We start from the raw sequence: 18,397 nt of genomic DNA on the forward strand, positions 1-18,397 counted from the left end.
GGGCCCGACCTGGAGGGCGGGAACCCTCCCTCCAAGCCACATCCGCCTCAGCAGCCTTCGGCCACTTCGTTCGGATGTGGCGCAGCGTTGACGGATCTCCAGCGCCACACCCCAGGTCAACAGGGCCCAGCTCAGCCCCAGGCCCCCACCGGCACAAAGGAACTGTCCTGCCGGAACTGGTCCGTGCCGTCCGTCGGGTCCACGCGGAGTTGGTAGTTGTAGTGGCGCAGGTAGTAGCCGGGGTAGTTGTACGACTCGAAGCGGACGGCGGCGGAGGTCGTGCCGGTGCGGGCGGTGAAGGTGGCGTCCTTGGCGAACTTCGCCGTGCCGTCGTCGGCGTCGAAGCGGCCTCGGAAGCCGTAGTGGCGCAGATAGTTGCCGGCGGCGTCGCGGAAGGAGAAGGCGTTCGCGTCGGCGAGGCCCGCGACGACGGTGAAGGTGGCGGCCTGCTTCTCGGCCGTGGTGCTTGAGCTGCTCACCACGGGGAGGTTGAGGAGGGAGGACTGCTCCTGCCAGTAGCGGGTGGAGTAGTTGGCCGACCGGAAGGATCGGGTGACGCCGGTGGGGAGGGTCACGCCTCCGGAGACGGTCTCCTTGACCACGGTGAAGTGGCGTGCGGTGCCCGAGATGACGGGCAGCTTGGCGGGGGCGCTCCAGGTGGCGAAGGTGTCGTAGCTGTCGCTGGAGTAGTAACTGCCGTCGCTGTAGCCGTCGAAGAAGATGCGCCAGCCGCCGTTGTCGAGCTGCACCAGGGCCGGGCCCTCGCGGTAGCTGCCCCAGCCCGCCCAGTCGCCGGTTTTGCTGATCGTGTAGGGGCCGGTGAGACGGGTGGCGGTGGCGTACTCGATGTACTTGGTCGTCTCGTTCTTGGTGAAGGCGTGGTAGGTGGAGCCGACTTTCACCAGGAAGGTGTCGATGTGGTTGCTGCCGATGCCCGAGGGCGCGACCGGTGAACTCCAGGCGGTGAGCGCCGAGTTGGTGGCCTTGAGCAGATACGGCGTGAAGATCCACTCGTCGTCGGTGGTCGAGCAGGACACGATGACGTTGACGCTGCCGTCGCTGTCGACGAACCACTCGGGGGCCCAGGCGCGTGAGAGATTCGTGAGCGGGACCGTGTAGTCGTACAGGAAGGTCCAGTTGGCCCGGTCGGAGCTGCGCGCGAAGCCGATGGTGGTGCTGGTGTCCTGCCAGGTGTGCGTGGTGTAGGTCAGGTAGTAGTAGCCGTTGGTGTGCTTGAAGACGCTGGCGTCGCGGATCCGGTTGCTGGGCGGGGTGTAGGCGGAGGCCTTGACGAGGCGGAAGTCGGTGGCGTCGTCGGACTGGTAGACGTTGACGGTGCCGTCGTTGCTGTTGAGGAACGGCACGATGGTGTAGCGGGTTGCGGAGCCTCCGGGGGGTGCGGCGGCCGCGGCCGTGCCGAGCAGGCCGGGCAGTTCGCCCAGGACGAGCACCGAGGCGGGCAGAGCGGCCATCGCGCGCAGCAGGCTGCGGCGGGACGGCGGGAGGGACCTGGCAGGCCCGGCGTTGGCCGATGCGGTCACGTGCAACTCCCCAGAGAGGTTCGGCATGCCGAACGTAGTTCGGAAATTCGGTCAGACCGTAAGGGTGAGCCCAGTGCGCGTCAATGCTTTCCACAGGGACGGATGGCCACCGTGTGAACCCTGTGTTGCGCCTGGTGCGCCGACTTGAGGCACGAACTCCGTTTCGCTGAAAGGAAGTTCCCCTTCCCGTACCGCGGCCGGCGCGCGGACGTTACCGTTCGGTAGACATCGTGCTTCCGGAGGTGCCCCATGACTCCCGACCGTGCCGCGGGTCTGGCCGAGTGCGCTCGCGCCCTTGCCGCCGGCGAGGTGACCTCCCGCGCCCTTGTCGAACAGGCCCTCGCCCGGGTCGAGTCGACGCAGTCCTCCATCAACTCCTTCCGGGTCGTGCGGGCCGAGGCGGCGCTCGTCGAGGCCGACGCCGCGGACAAGGAACTCGCGGCCGGTGTGCGGCGACCGCTGCTGGGCGTGCCGGTGGCGGTCAAGGACGACATGGACGTGGCGGGCGAGCCCACGGCGTTCGGCTGCGAGGGCGCATTCCCGCCGGTGACGCAGGACGGCGAGGCGGTACGGCGGCTGCGCGCGGCCGGCGCGGTGATCCTCGGCAAGACCAACACCTGCGAGTTCGGGCAGTGGCCGTTCACCGAGGGCCCCGCGTTCGGGGTGACCCGCAACCCGTGGAACCCCGAGCACACGCCGGGCGGTTCCTCCGGGGGTTCGGCAGCCGCGGTCGCCGCGGGTCTGGTGCCGGCCGCCCTCGGCTCGGACGGCGCCGGGTCGGTCCGGATCCCGGCCTCCTGGACCCATCTGATCGGCATCAAACCGCAGCGCGGCCGGATCTCGACCTGGCCGCGCCCGGAGTCGTTCCAGGGCATCACGGTCAACGGGACACTCGCCCGTACGGTCGCGGACGCGGCCCTGCTCCTGGACGCGGCGAGCGGCAACCACGAGCAGGACCTGCACCGGCCGCTCGCCCTGCGCGTCTCGGAAGCGGCGAGCCGGGAGCCGGGCCGGCTGCGCATCGCGCTCGCCCTGAAGCCGCCGTTCACCGCGCTGCCCGCACGGCTGCAACCCGACGTACGTGCCCGAATCGTCCAACTCGCGAACAGGCTCGCCGCGTTGGGGCACACCGTCGAGGAGGCCGACCCTGCGTACGGGCAGATCGGGCTCACCTTCATCCCGCGCGCCACGGCCGGGCTCGCCGAACGGGTCCGCGAGGCCCCCTTCCCCGCACTCCTCGACCGGCGCACCCGCGACGCCGCCCGGCTGGGCCGACTGCTGGGCGGCGCCCCGCTGCGGGCGGCCCGGCGCGCGGAGGCGACCCTGCACCAACGCGTCGGGGCGCTCTTCGACACGTACGACGTCATCCTCGCGCCCACAACGGCCGCTCCCCCGCCGAGGATCGGTTCCATGCTCAGCCTCGGCGGTCTGGCCACCGACCGCGCGATGATCGCCGCGTGCCCCTACGCCTGGCCCTGGAACATCCTCGGCTGGCCAGGCGTCAACGTCCCCGCCGGCTTCGTCAACGGGGGCCTTCCGGTGGGCGCGCAGCTCCTCGGCCCGGCGAACAGCGAGCCGCTGCTCGTGTCGCTGGCCGCGCAGTTGGAGGCCGACCTGCGCTGGTACGAGCGGTGGCCGCCGCAGCAGGCCGCCACGGACGCGGCCGCGTAGGCGGGAGAAGACCGTACGCTGTGACCATGGGTGACGCTCCGATGGTCGGGTTGATGGGACGGGTGACCGGCACGGTCGGACCGGGGCTCGTCGGCGAGGTGATCGTCCGGGTGCGCGGTGGCGCCGAGCACTTCCTCGCCTACCCCGCCGCGGCGAAGGACCGCCTGGAGCGGGGCACGGTCGTGATGGTGGTCGAGTACCTGCCGCCGCGCACGGTGTACGTGTCGGCCGCCTACGACGACTGATCGGCTCCGTAGGGCAGTTGACGCCGCGTCATACGACACCTGAGCGCGCGTCCTGCCAGGTGAGAGCCGTACGCGTCAAGATTGCAACAAGGATTCGTCAACAGCTGTACCCGGGTCTCGCGCAGGAGCACACTCCCTTCGTTCGGTGCCGAAAGGGCACCATTCAAAGGGGGCGTATGCCGATGATTGTCGGCGTCGTAGCGGGGGCAGTTGTCCTCGCACTGGTCTGCATCGTTGTGGTCTTCAAGCTCATGTGGCGCGTCGCGGAGCCCGACGAAGCACTGATCATCTCCGGTTCGAAACACCGGACCGAAGGCCTTGAAGAAGGCATGGGATTCCGCATCGTCACGGGACGCGGCACGCTGGTGATTCCGGGCGTGCAGGCGGTGCGCAGGCTCTCGCTCGATCTGAAGGAGACCGAGCTGTCCGTGGACTGCGCGACCACCCAGGGCATTCCGCTCAAGGTGCGGGGCGTGGTCATCTTCAAGGTGGGCGACGACTTCGTGTCGATCGCCAACGCGGGCCGCCGCTTCCTCGACCAGCAGAAGATGATGTCCGAGCGGGTGCACAACGTGTTCGCCGGTCATCTGCGGTCCATCGTCGGCGGGTTGACCGTCGAGGACATGATCCGCGACCGGGAGAAGCTGACCGGTCAGACGCGGGCCGCGTGCGGGACGGAGATGGAGAAGCTCGGTCTGATCGTCGACTCGCTGCAGATCCACGAGATCGAGGACCCGACCGGCTACATCAAGAACCTCGCCATGCCGCACGCCGCCGCCGTACAGCGCGACGCGCGCATCGCGCAGGCGGAGGCGAACCGTCTCGCCACCGAGGCCGAACAGGCGGCCGCGGCCCGCATGTCGGAGGCGACCCGGGACAGCGAGATCCTCCAGGCCGGCTACCAGGCCGAGCGGGACAAGGCGGCTGCCCGGGCCCAGCAGGCCGGGCCGCTCGCCCACGCCGCCGCCCAGCAGGACGTCGTCGTGCAGGAGACACGCGTCGCCGAACTGGAGGCGCACCGCCGCGAGCAGCAGCTTCAGGCGGACGTCCGCAAGCCCGCGGACGCCAAGGCGTACGAGACCCGGGCCCGGGCCGAGGCCGAACGCGACGCGCGGATCTCCGCCGCGCAGGCGAAGGCCCAGGAGACCGAACTCGCGGCGGTGGCCGAGGCGACCCGGGTCAAGACGGCCGCGGGCGCCGAGGCCGAGGCGACGAAGGCGCGAGGTCTGGCCGCGGCGGAGGCGACCCGGGCCACCGGTGAGGCCGAGGCAGCGGCCGCTCAGGCCAACGGGCTCGCGATCGCCGAGGCGACCCGGGCGAAGGGTCTCGCCGAGGCGGAGGCCATCAAGGCCCGGGCCGCCGCCCTCGCCGAGAACCAGGAGGCCGTGGTCGCCCAGCAACTCGCCGAGAACTGGCCGGAGATCGTCCAGGCCGGTGCGAGCGCCTTCGGCAACGTCGAGCACATGGTGCTGCTCAACGGTGCCGACGGCATGTCGGACATGTTCGCCAAGGCCCTCACGATGGGAGGCACGGGCCTCGGCCTGGCCCGCCGGCTCCTCGCCTCGATGAACCAGAACGACGTCGTGACACCGGGCAACGCCGGCCTGAACGGCTTCGTGGCGCCTCGGACGGAGAAGGTTCCGGTCGAGAAGGACGAGGAGTGACCCACCGGCTTCTCCCCGGCCTCTCACCCGCTTCCTGGTGAGTGCTCGTTGAGCGCCCTTCCCGGCCGTCGGACGGTCCGGGGAGGGCGCTCGCCCGTGGGATCACCGTTGGGCGGTGCTGTTGGCGCCGTCGAGGGTTTCCCGGATGATGTCCGCGTGCCCGGCGTGCTGGGCCGTCTCCCTGATCAGATGCAGCAGGATCCGGCGGGCCGACCAGTGGACGGTCTCCGGCGGGGACCACGGGGTCCTGGGAAGGGGCACGCTCCGGTCCAGGTCGGGCAGGGCGGCCACGGCCGCTTCCGTCGCCTGCGCGACCCTCTCGTACTGCTGCACCAGCCCGGCGAGCGTCTCACCCTCCGCCATGCGGTACTGCTCCAAGTCGAGCATGCCCTCCGGGAGTTCACCGTCCCCCTTCACCATGATCCGCATCCATACCCGCTCGCCGCGGACGAGATGGGTGAGGATCCCGCCCAGGGTGAGTTCACTGACGGTGGTGCGCTCGGCGGCCTGGGCGTCGCCGATGCCGCGAACGGTGATCAGCAGCAACTCCCGCTGCTCCGCGAGTGCTTGCAGCAGCTCCCCCTGTTCACCAGGAGGAAAGGGGGCCGGGTTCTGCGACGAAGTGGTCATGGGTCGACCGTAGGAGGCATATAGGCCAGTCCATGTCCTCATTGCCGTCGTGACTTCGGGGACCTGCCTGACGATCAGGCAAGAGTGCGCCACAACTGAGGGTCCTCGAAGTTGAGGGCCCACAGCACCGTGTTCGTCACACCGTACTTGCGGAGCACCGGCAGGTCCTCGGCGATCCCGCGGGCGTCCTGGTACCAGACGGTGCGGCGGGTGCCGTTCTCCTCGTAGGTGAAGTGGGGGGTGCGGGAGACCGGGTCGAGGCTGTAGGGGGCCCTGACGCGACGGCGGAGGGCCTCGGCCTCCTTCGAGGTGACGTGGCGGGCGTGGCCAGGGGTGTCGGCGGCCCAGTCCCAGCCGTACGCGGGCAGACCCATCTCCAGTTTCCGGACCGGGACTTGTGCGGTGGCGCGGCGCAGGATGTCGTCGTACCAGTCCGGCGAGGAGAGCGGGCCGGACGGACCGCCGGACCAGTGCAGGTCGTACCCCATGATGCGCAGCCGGTCGGCGGCGGCGCCCAGTCGGCGGTAGTCCCAGACACGGCCGGTGTTCGCGGTCTGCGGGGAGACGGTGACGAAGCACTGTTTGTGCAGCTCGTGCAGGCGGCGGCAGAGGCCGGCGACGAAGGTGGCGTAGTCGGCGCGGACCTTCTGGTACGCGGCGTCCCCCGTGGAGGCGATGGACTCGTAGTCGAGGTCGATGCCGTCGTACGCCCGGCTGAGGACGAGGCGTTCGAGCGCGCGGATGTGGGTGGCGCGGCTGTCCGCCCGGGCCAGGACGGCGGCGAGGGCGCCGGGTCGCAGCTGCTCCATCACGGTGGGAACGACCTGGATGCCCGCGCCGTGCAGTCCGTCGATGATGCGCCGCTCGCCGGCGCCGGGATGGCCGTCGATGCGGTCGGCGCCCTTGGCCTCGTACCAGAACGGGCTGACGGTGCGCAGTTGGGCGGCGTGGCTGAGGGCGTTGTCGTACGCGGCCCGCTGGTCCCACCAGGGCAGCCAGGCGGAGACGGTACGGGATGATAGGGCCGTTCCGTGTGCCGGCATGGGTGTCGATGGGGGTGCCGATGCGGGTGCGGGCGCCGGTCCGGGTGCGAGGGTCAGGGCTGCCAGGGCCAGTGCGAGGGCTCCCCAGTTGGCCCGGGTGCGCCATGCGTGTCGTCTCACCATGGGGCGAGCCTGTGGGCCATCACACGGACCCGCGCGGCGGGTTGGGCCGGACAGCCTCTAACGTGACCCGCGTGACTGCCTATACCGATGAGACCGACGCAGAGATCCCCGGCCGCCACGGGGCCACCGCGACCACCGAGGCCGAGCCGCGCGAGGTGGGCCGGGTGCGGACGGAGTACTCCCCCGCGCACGACGGCGACCCCGACCCCGGCGAGATCGTGTGGACGTGGGTGCCTTTTGAGGAGAACGACGGACGGGGCAAGGACCGCCCGGTGCTCGTCGTGGCCCGCGAGGCCACCGGTACGTTCCTCGCCGTCCAGCTCTCCAGCAAGCGGCACGACGGTGACCGCGAGTGGGTGGCGATCGGGAGCGGGCCGTGGGACCGGTCCGGGCGCGACTCGTGGGTGGACGTGGACCGGGTGCTGCGGCTGCACGAGGACGGCATGCGGCGCGAGGCCTGCGCCCTGGACCGGATGCGGTTCAACCTGGTGGTGCACCGGCTGCGGGAACGCTACGGCTGGCGCTGAACGGCGTTCCGGGCGCCTTCGGCCACGGTGGGGCTCTGTGGCGGGCGGCGGCTCGGCTTCCCGGCGGCCACCGCCACACCCCGGGAGGGTCCGAGCAGCCCTCCGGGCAACCAGCTGCTCGAACGGCGCTGAGCCCGATGGCCGACGCTCAGCGCCCCCGGACGCAAACCCCACCACACCGCCCGACCGCCCGATCGGGCACCTCTCCAGGCACCCGGCCGCCGGAGCCTACGGCAGGCGCGCAGCGACCTCGCGGGCGAACACCTGCTCGAACTCCGACCGGACCGCCGCCCCCGCCGTGCGGTCCAGGACGCCGAACACCACGTGGTCGAATCGCCCGGCGAAGCGGCCCCGGTCGGTGAGCAGGGTCCGGAAGGCCCCGGCAACCTGCCCGGGGTCGTTCTGGAACACCCCGCAGCCCCAGGCTCCGAGCACCAGCCGCCGGTATCCGTGCGCGGCGGCCGTCTCCAGTACCCGCTCGGCCCGCAGGGCGAGGGCACCCGGCAGTTCGGCCGCGCGCTCGGGGGTGGTGCGCCTGACCACTCCGGCGTTGGGTGCCGCCGCGGTCAGGAATCCGGCGGTGTACGGCTCGTCCAGGAGTCGTCCGCGGTCGTCGCGGAAGACGGGCACGGCGGGTGAGTGGATGACACGGTCGGTGTAGAACGGGTCGCGGTGGGCGCGGTGGTGGTCGTAGAACTCCCTCGCCCGCAGTACGCACGTGTACAGCGCCGAGGCCCGGCACAGGGCCTCTTCCTGGGCCTGCGCCCCGTTGAGGTAGCCGCCGCCGGGATTGCGCGCCGAGGCGAAGTTCAGGACGGCGACGGGGTCGGAGCCGGTGAGCCGGCGGGCCGCCTCCAGGCTGCTTTCGCCGGTGACCTCGAACAATGTGTCCACGGGATCGGCAGGCGATATCGGCACGGGGCCCGGCCCGACCATCCGCGTTCCGCTGCGAGCGGCCTCGACCGCCGCGGCGATCGGAACCTCGCGCCCACCGGGCGCGCGGTACGCACCCGCCGCGACGATCTCTTCCGTTTCCTGTGCGATCGCACGAAGGCGCGCGCTCATGGCGCCACCCCCGTGGACGCCTCGAACGCGCGCCGCGCGATCTCCCCCGTCGTGCTCATGAACGCATCGTGAGCGATGCTGGTCATGCGGCGCAACAGAGTTTCGCGGCCCCGCGAACAGTGTGACCCGGCCCCGAAAGAGCGGATCTGCACCCTTGTGCGAACCCGGTCGCGTGGTCTTGGGTGGGACAAGCTGTGCCGGTTCGGCCCCCGAAAAGCCGGGTCGGCGGCATGGTGGAATCTCAGGAGGATCCCGACATGTCAGATTCGGTGAGTGACTGTACGGAGAAACGCTCCGTCGTCACCGAGGCCGAGGTGGAGGCGCTGGTCCGCGGCATCTGCTTCAAGACCGGCCCGCCCCGCACCCTCGGTGTCGAAGTGGAATGGCTCGTACATGACCTGCGGCTACCGCAGCTCCCCGTTCTGCCCGCACGACTCGAAGCGGCCTACGCCGCTCTGCGGACCCTGCCCCTGCGTTCGGCGCTCACCGTCGAGCCCGGTGGCCAGCTGGAGCTCAGCTCCCGGCCCGCCGACTCCCTGATGGAGTGCATCGGGTCCGTCTCCGCCGACCTCGACGCCGTACGCGCGATCCTGCGCGAGGCTGATCTCGGCCTCAGTGGTCACGGCCAGGATCCCTGGAACCCCCCGAGCCGGTATCTCCATGAGCCGCGCTACGACGCCATGGAGCGCTACCTCGACCGCGCCGGGCCCGAGGGCCGCGCCATGATGTGCTCCTCCGCCTCCGTGCAGGTGTGCCTGGACGCCGGGTACGAGGAGCCGGGCCCGCTCGGCCACGGGCGGCGCTGGTGGCTGGCGCACCAGCTGGGCGCAGTGCTGGTGGCCGCGTTCGCCCACTCCCCGATGGCCGAGGGCCGCTACACCGGCTGGCGCTCCACGAGGCAGTCGTTGTGGGCCGCGATGGATCCCGGCCGCAGCAGCGCCCCGTCCCTGCACGGCGACCCGCGCGCCGCCTGGGCCAGGCGCGTGCTGGACGCGCCGGTGATGTGCGTACGGGAGCCGGAGGGGCCGTGGGGTGTGCCGGACGGCATGAGCTTCCGCTCCTGGACCCGCTCCGACACGCCGCCCGACCGGGCGGATCTGGACTATCACCTGACCACCCTGTTCCCGCCGGTGCGTCCGCGCGGCCATCTGGAGCTCCGGATGATCGACGCCCAGCCGGGCGACGACGGATGGATCGTGCCGCTCGCGGTGACGGCGGCGCTCTTCGACGACGCGGAGGCCGCGGAGACGGCGTACCGGACCGTGAAACCCCTCGCGGAGCGGGCGGGTTCGCGGCCCGCCCCGTGCAATCCGCTGTGGGACGCGGCCGCCCGGACCGGGCTCGCCGATCCGGATCTGCACGAGGCCGCCGTCACCTGTTTCGCGGCCGCGGCCGAGGCCCTGCCCAGACTCGGCGCCAGTGCCGAAGTGCAGGACGCCGTCGCGGAGTTCACCGACCGCTACGTCGCCCGGGGCCGCTGCCCCGCCGACGATCTGCTCAGCCGGTTCCATGGGAAGGACAGCCTCACATGACCGCCCCCGATGCACTCACGGATCCCGAGGCGCTCCGCGAACGGGCCCGGGACACGCTGACCACGGCTCGCGAGCGGACCGCGCTTCTCACGTCCTGCGTGGAGGAGCCCGAACTGACCGCACAGCACTCGCCGTTGATGTCCCCGCTCGTGTGGGACCTCGCGCACATCGGCAACCAGGAGGAACTCTGGCTGCTGCGCGGGGTCGCGGGGCGTGACGCGATGCGGCCCGAGATCGACGGGATCTACGACGCCTTCGAGCACTCGCGCGCCGAGCGGCCCTCGCTGCCGCTGCTGCCGCCGGACGAGGCCCGCCGCTATGTCGCAGAGGTACGCGGACGGGCCCTCGACGTGCTGGAGAGCACTCGCTTCGACGGCTCGCGGCTGACCGAGGCGGGTTTCGCCTTCGGGATGATCGCGCAGCACGAACAGCAGCACGACGAAACAATGCTGATCACCCATCAGCTGCGCACGGGCCCGGCGGCCCTCACCGCGCCGGACCCCGCGCCCGCGCCCCCGTTCACCGGTCCGGCCGAAGTCCTCGTTCCCGGCGGCCCGTTCACCATGGGCACGTCCGCCGAGCCGTGGTCACTCGACAACGAGCGGCCCGCGCACCGGCGCGAGGTCGCCCCGTTCTTCATCGACACCACGCCGGTGACGAACGGCGCGTACCAGGCCTTCGTCGAGGACGGCGGCTACGGCAACGAGCGCTGGTGGACCCCGCAGGGCTGGGACCACATCCGCACGCACGGGATCGAGGCACCGCTGTACTGGCGCCGCGAGGGCGGCCAGTGGCTGCGGCGGCGCTTCGGCGTCACCGAGGTCGTCCCGCCCGACGAGCCGGTGCTGCACGTGTGCTGGTACGAGGCGGACGCGTACGCGCGCTGGGCGGGGCGCCGGCTGCCCACCGAGACCGAGTGGGAGAAGGCTGCCCGCCACGACCCGGTCTCCGACCGCTCCCGGCGCTACCCGTGGGGCGACGCCGACCCCACTGCCGAGCACGCCAACCTCGGGCAGCGGCATCTGCGCCCGGCGCCGGCCGGCAGCTACCCTCACGGCGAATCCCCGCTCGGTGTACGGCAGTTGATCGGCGACGTGTGGGAGTGGACGGCGAGCGACTTCCTGCCGTATCCGGGGTTCTCGGCGTTCCCGTACAAGGAGTACTCGGAGGTCTTCTTCGGGCCGGAGTACAAGGTGTTGCGCGGCGGTTCGTTCGCCGTGGACTCGGTGGCCTGCCGTGGCACGTTCCGCAACTGGGACTATCCGATCCGGCGGCAGATCTTCTCCGGGTTCCGTACGGCCCGCTCCTCGGAGGATGTCTGATGTGCCGTCACCTGGCGTTCCTGGGACCGCAGGAGCCGCTCGGCCGACTTCTCACGGAGCCACCGCACAGCCTGTTCCGGCAGTCCTGGGCACCTCGACGCCAGCGGTACGGGACCGTCAACGCCGACGGTTTCGGGGTGGGTTGGTATGCCGAGGGAGACCCCGTTCCGGCCCGCTACCGGCGCACCGGGCCCATCTGGGGTGACCAGTCCTTCGCCGACCTCGCGCGCGTGGTGCGCTCGGGGGCGCTGCTCGCCGCGGTGCGGGACGCGACCGTGGCGGGCGCGGACGGGGAGGCTGCGGCGGCTCCGTTCGCCGCGGGCCCCTGGCTGTTCAGCCACAACGGGGCGATCATCGGGTGGCCGCGCTCCCTCGCCCCACTCGCGGCGACCCTGCCGTCCGGCGAGTTGCTCTCGCTGGAGGCCCGCTGTGACTCGGCGCTCGTGTGGGCGCTGCTGCTGCACCGGCTGCGCGGCGGTGACGAGGCGGGGCAGGCGCTGGCCGACACGGTGACCGAGGTCGCCGAGGCGGCTCCGGGCTCCCGGCTCAACCTGTTGCTCACCGACGGCGAGACCATCACCGCGACGGCCTGGGGCGACACCCTCTGGTATCTCTCCGAGCCCGGCCGTCGCACCGTCGTGGCCTCCGAGCCCTACGACGACGACCCGCACTGGCAGGAGGTGCCGGACCGCACGCTGCTCGCGGCGAGCCGCACCGACGTCCTGCTCACCCCGCTCAAGGAGCCGTACCAGCCGAACGGCCCGCACCGGCGCGGCGACACGCCCCACCAGGGCGCCCCGCACGCGCGCACGGCACCCGTCACACCCAAGGAGCCCCGTACGTGAGCCCGTTCCTCCTCACCCGCACCCTGCCCGAGGACGCCACCGACGCGGCCCTGCGCGCCGACGTCCTGCACGGCCTCACCCGCACGCCCAAGACGCTGCCGCCGAAGTGGTTCTACGACGCGCACGGCAGCGAGCTCTTCGACAAGATCACCGAACTGCCCGAGTACTACCCCACGCGTGCCGAGCGCGAGATCCTGATCGCCCGGGCCGCCGAGATCGCCGCGGCGACGGGCGCCCGCACGCTCGTCGAGCTGGGCTCCGGCTCGTCGGAGAAGACCCGGTACCTGCTCGACGCGCTGCCGGGACTGCACACGTACGTGCCGGTCGACGTGAGCGAGAGCGCGCTCACACAGGCCGGGCATGTCCTGATCGCCGAGCATCCGGACCTGGCCGTGCACGCGCTGATCGCCGACTTCACCGGCGGTCTGGCGCTGCCGGGCACGCCCGGGCCGCGGCTCGTGGCGTTCCTCGGCGGCACGATCGGCAATCTGCTGCCCGCCGAACGCGCCGCGTTCCTTTCCTCCGTACGTTCCCTGCTGTCACCGGGCGACGCCCTGCTGCTCGGCACGGACCTGGTCAAGGACGAGTCGGTGCTGGTGGCTGCCTACGACGACGACGCCGGAGTGACGGCCGCGTTCAACAAGAACGTGCTCTCCGTCGTCAACCGTGAACTCGGCGCCGACTTCGACCCCGACACCTTCGACCATGTCGCCCTCTGGGACGCCGAGCACGAGTGGATCGAGATGCGGCTGCGCGCACGGACCGCGGCGACCGTGAAGATCCCGGCCCTCGACCTCGCCGTCGACTTCGCGGACGGCGAGGAACTGCGCACCGAGATCTCGGCGAAGTTCCGCGAGGAGGGCGTGCGCACCGAACTGGCTTCGGCCGGACTGGAGTTGACCCATTGGTGGACGGATGAGGCAGGCCGGTTCGCGCTGTCGCTGAGCGTGGCCGGGTGACGCGCCCGCCAACGCCGCCGAGGGCCCGCGCTCACTCCGGGTTGCCCTTGAGTGTCTCGGTGATCCGGCGTGAGGCGCGTCGGGCCTCGGTCGCCGGGTCGGATCCGGTGAGGACCTTCGTCATGTAGTCCTTGATCGGGTTGTCGGCCTCGACGGCCGCCCACTCGGGTGAGGAGGGGGTCGCCCGGCCCTGTGCGGCGCCCGCCGCCATGGCCGCGACTCCCTCCTCCCCCGCTACCGCACCCGCGAGGCTCGTCTTGTTCGGCACGTAGTTCATCGTCCGGGCCAGCTCGGTCTGCCACTTTGCGCCTGCCAGCGCGGCGACGACGGCCACGGCTCCCGGCCGGTTGTCGGTCTTCTTGCGCACCACGAGGTCGGAACCGCCGGTGAACACGGCGCCCGGCTCGGCAGCCGTCTTGCCCGGCACGGGGAAGAAGCCCAACTTGTCCTTGAGGTCGGGGTTCTGCCCGACGATGGCCTGCGCGAGCCCGGGCACGGCCACGAGCTGCGCCACGTGTCCCCGCGCGAACACCCCGGCCTGCGGCGGGTGTTCCTCGTCGGCCTTCGCGGGCCCGTCGCCGAGGGCCTGGAGCCGCCGGTAGAAGTCCATGCCGCGCAGCGCGGCCGGCGTCTGCAGTGTGCCCTCCCAGTGCCCGACGCTCTCCTTCGCGAGGTCGCCGCCCTCGTCCCAGATGAACCCGGCCAGGGTGTACCAGTCCTGTCCGGCCAGGTAAATCCCCTGGTCTCCGCCGGAGTTGAGCCGCTCGGTGTCCGCGAGCCATTCCTCGCGGGTGGCCGGCGGCCGTTTGATGCCGGCCTGCGCGAACAGGTCCTTGCGGTAGATGACGACACGGTTGGCGGCGTACCACGGGATGCCGTACTGGTGGTTGCGGACCTGACCGGGATCGGCCAGGCCGGGGAGCCAGCCGTCCGAGCCCCAGTCGCGCACGGACTCCAGGGTCAGGTCGTCCAGGCCGCCCTTGTCCACGTACTGCGCGACCTGGGTGTTGCCCACCTCGATGACGTCGGGCGCGCCCGCGTCGTCACGCTTGAGCGCCGCCTCGACCTTCTCGCCGATCCCGGTCCACTGCTGGATACGGATGTCGAGGTCCACGTCCCCGTGCCCCTGCTCGAACGCCTTGGTGAACCGCTCCAGGAACTCCGGGGAGGCACTGTCCTTCATCAGCCACACCGTGACGGTCCGCCGCTCGGCCCCCTCTCCGGGCAGGACACCGCACGCGGTGAGCAGGGAGGCGGATACACAGAGAAGGGCGAGGAGTCGACGTCTCACGAGCGGTCCTGTTCTGCCTTGTCCGCCGTGCGGACAGGGGAAGGGAGGCCCGACGTGGGGGACGAGCTCGGTGCTCGTACGGGTGTGCTGGATTTTGGTATGGACCAATCCGGTCGTCAAGGGTGGATCCGGCCACCGGGACGGAATGGGCACCGTGGAGCCGCCGCGTACGGGTGCTGTGCGCGCGTTCGGGCGCTGTGCGGGCACCGTACGGGCCAGGGGGCGGCAGGGAAGGTCGCCTCCGGTGTCTCCGCCATTTCCTCCGACATCTCGCGGACCGCCGCGCAGTGGGGCACCGTGGAATGACGCGTGGCACACCCGCCACGGCGGAGAGGAGTTCCCGCATGTCCGACCACACGTACCGGGTCACCGAGATCGTCGGCACCTCACCCGAGAGCATCGACCAGGCCATTCGCAACGGCATCGCCCGCGCCTCGGAGACCCTGCGCAACCTCGACTGGTTCGAGGTCACCCAGGTTCGGGGGCAGATCGCGAACGGACAGGTCGAGCACTACCAGGTCGGCCTGAAGGTGGGCTTCCGGCTGGAGGACGCCGGCTGATCGGACGAGGGCGGGGCGGCGGGCGGCTCGACGGCCGGGTGCTTGACGCGCGGGCCGGTGGGCCTGCGCCGCGACCGGTGACTCCGTAGGGCATGACCCACGCGGACATGGCCGGCCTTTCTCGGCCGACCGCGTGGGTCAGCCTTCGCTGCGCCCGCCGCCCGCCGGTGCGGATCGCCCCGGCCACGACTGCCGCTCGCCGCCCCGAGAGCGGCCGACAGGGCCTCGCATGTCGGCAGGCGCCAAGGCGCCACAGCACCCAGAGGCGTGCCGCGCCACCACCCGCGCGGCGCCCTCAGGTCCGCCCGTCCCTCTCCTGCGCGACCTTCAGCGCCGCCGACGCAGCCGCCCAACGCGCCCGTACGACAGTGAAGCCGACCCGCGACCGACAGGGCCTCGAAGGCCGGCAAGCGCCACCACCCGCGCGACACCCTCAGGTCCGCCCGTCCCTCTCCTGCGCGACCTTGAGCGCCGCCGACGCAGCCGCCCAACGCGCGCGTACGACAGTGAAGCCGGCCCGCTCCGCCTCGTCGCACACGAGTTCGTCGTCGTCCACCAGGACGTGGATCTCCCGGTTCCGGGCGAGCCGGCGCAGGATCTCCAGTTTGGTGCGGCGGGCGGGCCTGCGGTCGTCGTTGCGCCGCATCCAGATCTGCCCCTCGGGCAGCCCCTGCGCGGCCAGCCAGGCGACGGTGTCGCGGCGGCAGCGCTCGGGGCGGCCGGTGAGGTACGTGACCTCGCACTCCTGGGCGCTCTCCAACGCCATCGCGACGCCTTCGGCGAGCGGCGGATCCTGCGGGGCCGCCGCGAAGAACGCGTCCCAGTCCCGCGGCTTGCGCTCCAGAAACCGCTGCCGGTGCGCGCTGTCGGCGAGCGTGCCGTCGAGGTCGAACACGGCGAGCGGTCTGGTCCTGTTGTTCTCCGTCACGCGGGCCAGCCTAGACAGGACCGGGGACTCTCGGCGGGCGCCCCCGGCGAGCGCGTACCTGCACCGCACGGCGACATCACGCCCCCGTGCGCCGGGAGCCGAGGCGGGCCCTGCGGCTCGGCGCCCGCGCCGGCCGGCGGAGCACCACGCTTCGGACGTGCAGCCGACGGCACCGCGACGTACACCGCTGTCCGGCTGAACTCCCGCCCGCACCAAGGAGGTTCACCGCCGGGCGCACGGCACGCGCTCCGAGCGGAACGCCACCCCTCCCGGCATGCAGCCGTCGGACCCACTACGTACGCCACTCCCCCGCCGATCTCCCGCCCGCACCAAGGAGGTTCACCGTCAGGTGCACCGCACGCACTCCGAGCGGAGCGTCACGCTTCCCGGCTCAGCCGGCGGCGCCACCACGTACACCACCCTCCACCCAACTCCCGCCCGCACCAAGGAGGTTCACCGTCAGCTGCACCGCACGCACTCCGAGCGGAGCGTCACGCTTCCCGGCTCAGCCGGCGGCGCCACCACGTACACCACCCTCCACCCAACTCCCGTCTGCCCCATGGAGGTTCATTGCCAGGCGCACGCACGCGGTCTATTGACGTGCACACACCCACCCCTTACAGTCCGACCGGTTTTCCGAACTTTGTTCGACATATCGACCAACCGTTCAGCATCTCCACGTCCCCGGAGCGCACATGAACGACAGCCCGAGCCGCACGCCCAGGGCCCGTATGCCCTACCGCATCACGGCGTTCGCGCAGGATGTGCCGTTCCATCGGACGGCGGGTACGGCCGACGCCTCCTGGTCATCTTCCCGTTCCCGCAACCACCCGGACCGTTACGTCCGGCGCGCAGACTACGTGCTGCGCCTCGACGTGATCTCCACGGCCACCGAGAAGTCCGACGCCGTGTTCCGGGTCGGCCACTGAACCTTGGTTCGCCCTCAAGTCCACCCCCCGCACCCCCTGGAGCCTCCTCCATGCCTCGCGTTCGCAGACTCCTCGCCACCCTGGCGGCGACAGCCGCCACCCTCGGCGGCCTCACAGCGGCCGCTCCCACCGCTGCAGCCGCCGACTCGGGCACCTTCAGCGTGTTCAGCTACAACGTCGCCGGTCTGCCGGAGTCGCTGTCCAGCGCCTCGACCCCGCGCGACACCAGCACCACGGAGATCGGCCGCCGTATCGCGCCGTACGACATCGTGAACGTCCAGGAGGACTTCAACTACCACGCCTACCTGTACTCCACGGACACCCACGCCAATCGCACCGCGACCAGCGGCGGCGCGGGCATCGGCAGCGGGCTCAACACCGTCTCCAACTACGCCTGGGACGGCGACGACTTCGAGCGCGCCCACTGGAACTCCTGCCAGCTCGACTCGGGCGACTGTCTCACCCCCAAGGGCTTCACGTTCATGCGTGAACGCCTCGCCGAGGGTGTCTACGTCGACTTCTACAACCTGCACACCAACGCCGGTACCAACGACGGCGACGAGGCCTCCCGCGCAGACAACCTCAACCAGCTCACCTCGTTCATCGGCACGCACTCGGCCGGCAACGCCGTCGTGGTGATGGGTGACACCAACACCCGCTACACCCGGTCCGCCGACACCATCGCCGAGTTCGCCGCCTCCAACGGGCTGACCGACGCCTGGGTGAAGCTGATACGCGGCGGCAGCGCGCCCGCCAAGGGCAGCGACGCGCTGGTCTGCGACCAGACCGGGCCCACCGTGCCCAACACCTGCGAGGTCGTCGACAAGATCCTCTACCGCGGCAGCAAGCTCGTCACCCTCAACGCCACGTCGTACAACAACGAGCACGCCGCGTTCCTCAACTCCGAGGGCAAGATGCTCTCCGACCACGACCCGATCACCGCGAAGTTCTCCTGGTCGCGCAACTCCGCCTTCCAGCTCAGCGACCAGTACGGCGGGCCGCACGGCGACTACTTCAACGACATCGACCGCGTCCCGGCCGGTGCCCGCGCCACCACCCTCTCGCTGCGCGGCGGTTCGCGTGTCGACCAGATGGGCCTGACCCTGAGCAACGGCACGACGCTCACGCACGGCGGCACCGGCGGCACCGCCTCCTCGCTGACCCTCGGCAGCAACGAATACGTCACGTCCGGCCAGCTCTGCCAGGGCTCGAAGGACAACCGCACGCGGATCTTCTACGCGAAGTTCACCACCAACCTCGGCCGCACCCTGGCCACCGGAACGACCACGTCCGACTGCGTGACCCGCACCGCACCGTCCGGCTGGCAGATCGCCGGCTTCCACGGTCGTACGGGTGACGAGGTCGACAAGATCGGCTTGATCTACACGCAGCGCTGAGCGAAGGCCGACGCGAGCGCGGGAGGGCCCGGGGATCCTTCCCCGGGCCCTCCCGTGCATCGGAAGCCGGTGACGGGGCACACGGGAACGTGCGCACACGCCACAGGCGTACGGTGATTCCCGAG

At 71.3% G+C, this 18,397-nt stretch carries 17 protein-coding genes; 11 read left to right on the plus strand and 6 right to left on the minus strand.

Annotated features, from left to right (window positions below; all coding sequences use genetic code 11):
• Window positions 1-131 precede the first annotated feature (131 nt).
• Window positions 132-1,472, minus strand: a complete 1,341-nt coding sequence (locus ABZS97_RS07240; RefSeq protein WP_356134685.1) for an AbfB domain-containing protein — start codon at window positions 1,470-1,472, stop codon at window positions 132-134.
• A 318-nt stretch (window positions 1,473-1,790) separates the two neighbouring features.
• On the opposite strand from ABZS97_RS07240, the gene ABZS97_RS07245 reads away from it, so the two are divergent.
• From ABZS97_RS07245 to ABZS97_RS07255, 3 genes are all read left to right on the plus strand, one after another.
• The gene (locus ABZS97_RS07245) at window positions 1,791-3,212 is read left to right on the plus strand and encodes an amidase (RefSeq protein ID WP_356134567.1); all 1,422 of its coding nucleotides are present in this window, start codon (window positions 1,791-1,793) and stop codon (window positions 3,210-3,212) included.
• Between the two features lie 26 nt (window positions 3,213-3,238).
• Window positions 3,239-3,457: a hypothetical protein gene (locus ABZS97_RS07250; protein WP_356134569.1), complete on the plus strand. Its 219-nt coding sequence runs from the start codon at window positions 3,239-3,241 to the stop codon at window positions 3,455-3,457.
• A gap of 176 nt (window positions 3,458-3,633) precedes the next feature.
• Window positions 3,634-5,121 carry an SPFH domain-containing protein gene (locus ABZS97_RS07255; RefSeq protein ID WP_356134571.1) on the plus strand — a complete coding sequence of 496 codons (1,488 nt, stop codon included), beginning with the start codon at window positions 3,634-3,636 and terminating at the stop codon, window positions 5,119-5,121.
• A 102-nt stretch (window positions 5,122-5,223) separates the two neighbouring features.
• Here ABZS97_RS07255 and ABZS97_RS07260 read toward each other — a convergent pair whose 3' ends face one another.
• On the minus strand, window positions 5,224-5,751 hold the full coding sequence (locus ABZS97_RS07260; protein WP_356134573.1) for a DinB family protein: 528 nt from the start codon (window positions 5,749-5,751) through the stop codon (window positions 5,224-5,226).
• Window positions 5,752-5,825: 74 nt separating this feature from the next.
• A complete protein-coding gene (locus ABZS97_RS07265) occupies window positions 5,826-6,917 on the minus strand; it encodes a glycosyl hydrolase family 18 protein (RefSeq protein ID WP_356134575.1) in 1,092 nt (363 codons plus the stop codon).
• A gap of 71 nt (window positions 6,918-6,988) precedes the next feature.
• Between ABZS97_RS07265 and ABZS97_RS07270 the strand changes: the two genes are divergently transcribed.
• Window positions 6,989-7,444 carry a type II toxin-antitoxin system PemK/MazF family toxin gene (locus ABZS97_RS07270; RefSeq protein WP_356134577.1) on the plus strand — a complete coding sequence of 152 codons (456 nt, stop codon included), beginning with the start codon at window positions 6,989-6,991 and terminating at the stop codon, window positions 7,442-7,444.
• 228 nt (window positions 7,445-7,672) lie between these two features.
• Here the strand turns inward: ABZS97_RS07270 and ABZS97_RS07275 are convergent, their stop codons facing one another.
• Window positions 7,673-8,509 (minus strand): TIGR02452 family protein, encoded by an 837-nt coding sequence (locus tag ABZS97_RS07275; RefSeq protein ID WP_356134579.1) that lies wholly within the window; start codon window positions 8,507-8,509, stop codon window positions 7,673-7,675.
• 257 nt (window positions 8,510-8,766) lie between these two features.
• On the opposite strand from ABZS97_RS07275, the gene egtA reads away from it, so the two are divergent.
• The 4 genes from egtA to egtD are packed head-to-tail and all read left to right on the plus strand — an operon-like array spanning window position 8,767 to window position 13,167.
• Window positions 8,767-10,041 (plus strand): ergothioneine biosynthesis glutamate--cysteine ligase EgtA, encoded by a 1,275-nt coding sequence (gene egtA / locus ABZS97_RS07280; RefSeq protein ID WP_356134581.1) that lies wholly within the window; start codon window positions 8,767-8,769, stop codon window positions 10,039-10,041.
• A complete protein-coding gene (egtB, locus tag ABZS97_RS07285) occupies window positions 10,038-11,363 on the plus strand; it encodes an ergothioneine biosynthesis protein EgtB (protein WP_356134583.1) in 1,326 nt (441 codons plus the stop codon). Before egtA ends, egtB begins: the two co-directional genes overlap by 4 nt.
• On the plus strand, window positions 11,363-12,208 hold the full coding sequence (egtC, locus tag ABZS97_RS07290; RefSeq protein WP_356134585.1) for an ergothioneine biosynthesis protein EgtC: 846 nt from the start codon (window positions 11,363-11,365) through the stop codon (window positions 12,206-12,208). The genes egtB and egtC overlap by 1 nt, the downstream gene beginning before the upstream one ends.
• Entirely contained in the window at window positions 12,205-13,167 is a 963-nt protein-coding gene (egtD, locus tag ABZS97_RS07295) for an L-histidine N(alpha)-methyltransferase (protein ID WP_356134587.1), read from the plus strand. Before egtC ends, egtD begins: the two co-directional genes overlap by 4 nt.
• A 31-nt stretch (window positions 13,168-13,198) precedes the next feature.
• Here egtD and ABZS97_RS07300 read toward each other — a convergent pair whose 3' ends face one another.
• Window positions 13,199-14,458, minus strand: coding sequence for an extracellular solute-binding protein (locus ABZS97_RS07300; RefSeq protein WP_356134589.1), 1,260 nt, complete (start codon window positions 14,456-14,458; stop codon window positions 13,199-13,201).
• Between the two features lie 344 nt (window positions 14,459-14,802).
• Here ABZS97_RS07300 and ABZS97_RS07305 point away from each other — a divergent pair, with 344 nt between their 5' ends.
• Window positions 14,803-15,018 carry a dodecin gene (locus tag ABZS97_RS07305; protein WP_356134591.1) on the plus strand — a complete coding sequence of 72 codons (216 nt, stop codon included), beginning with the start codon at window positions 14,803-14,805 and terminating at the stop codon, window positions 15,016-15,018.
• 433 nt (window positions 15,019-15,451) lie between these two features.
• On the opposite strand, the gene ABZS97_RS07310 is transcribed toward ABZS97_RS07305, so the two are convergent.
• Window positions 15,452-15,946, minus strand: coding sequence for a hypothetical protein (locus ABZS97_RS07310; protein WP_356134593.1), 495 nt, complete (start codon window positions 15,944-15,946; stop codon window positions 15,452-15,454).
• A 695-nt stretch (window positions 15,947-16,641) separates the two neighbouring features.
• Between ABZS97_RS07310 and ABZS97_RS07315 the strand changes: the two genes are divergently transcribed.
• On the plus strand, window positions 16,642-16,875 hold the full coding sequence (locus tag ABZS97_RS07315; RefSeq protein ID WP_356134595.1) for an AbfB domain-containing protein: 234 nt from the start codon (window positions 16,642-16,644) through the stop codon (window positions 16,873-16,875).
• 50 nt (window positions 16,876-16,925) lie between these two features.
• Window positions 16,926-18,272, plus strand: coding sequence for a jacalin-like lectin (locus ABZS97_RS07320; RefSeq protein WP_356134597.1), 1,347 nt, complete (start codon window positions 16,926-16,928; stop codon window positions 18,270-18,272).
• The last annotated feature ends 125 nt before the right edge of the window (window positions 18,273-18,397 follow it).

The sequence above is a fragment of the Streptomyces sp. NPDC005485 genome (assembly GCF_040606085.1).
Lineage (GTDB): Bacteria > Actinomycetota > Actinomycetes > Streptomycetales > Streptomycetaceae > Streptomyces.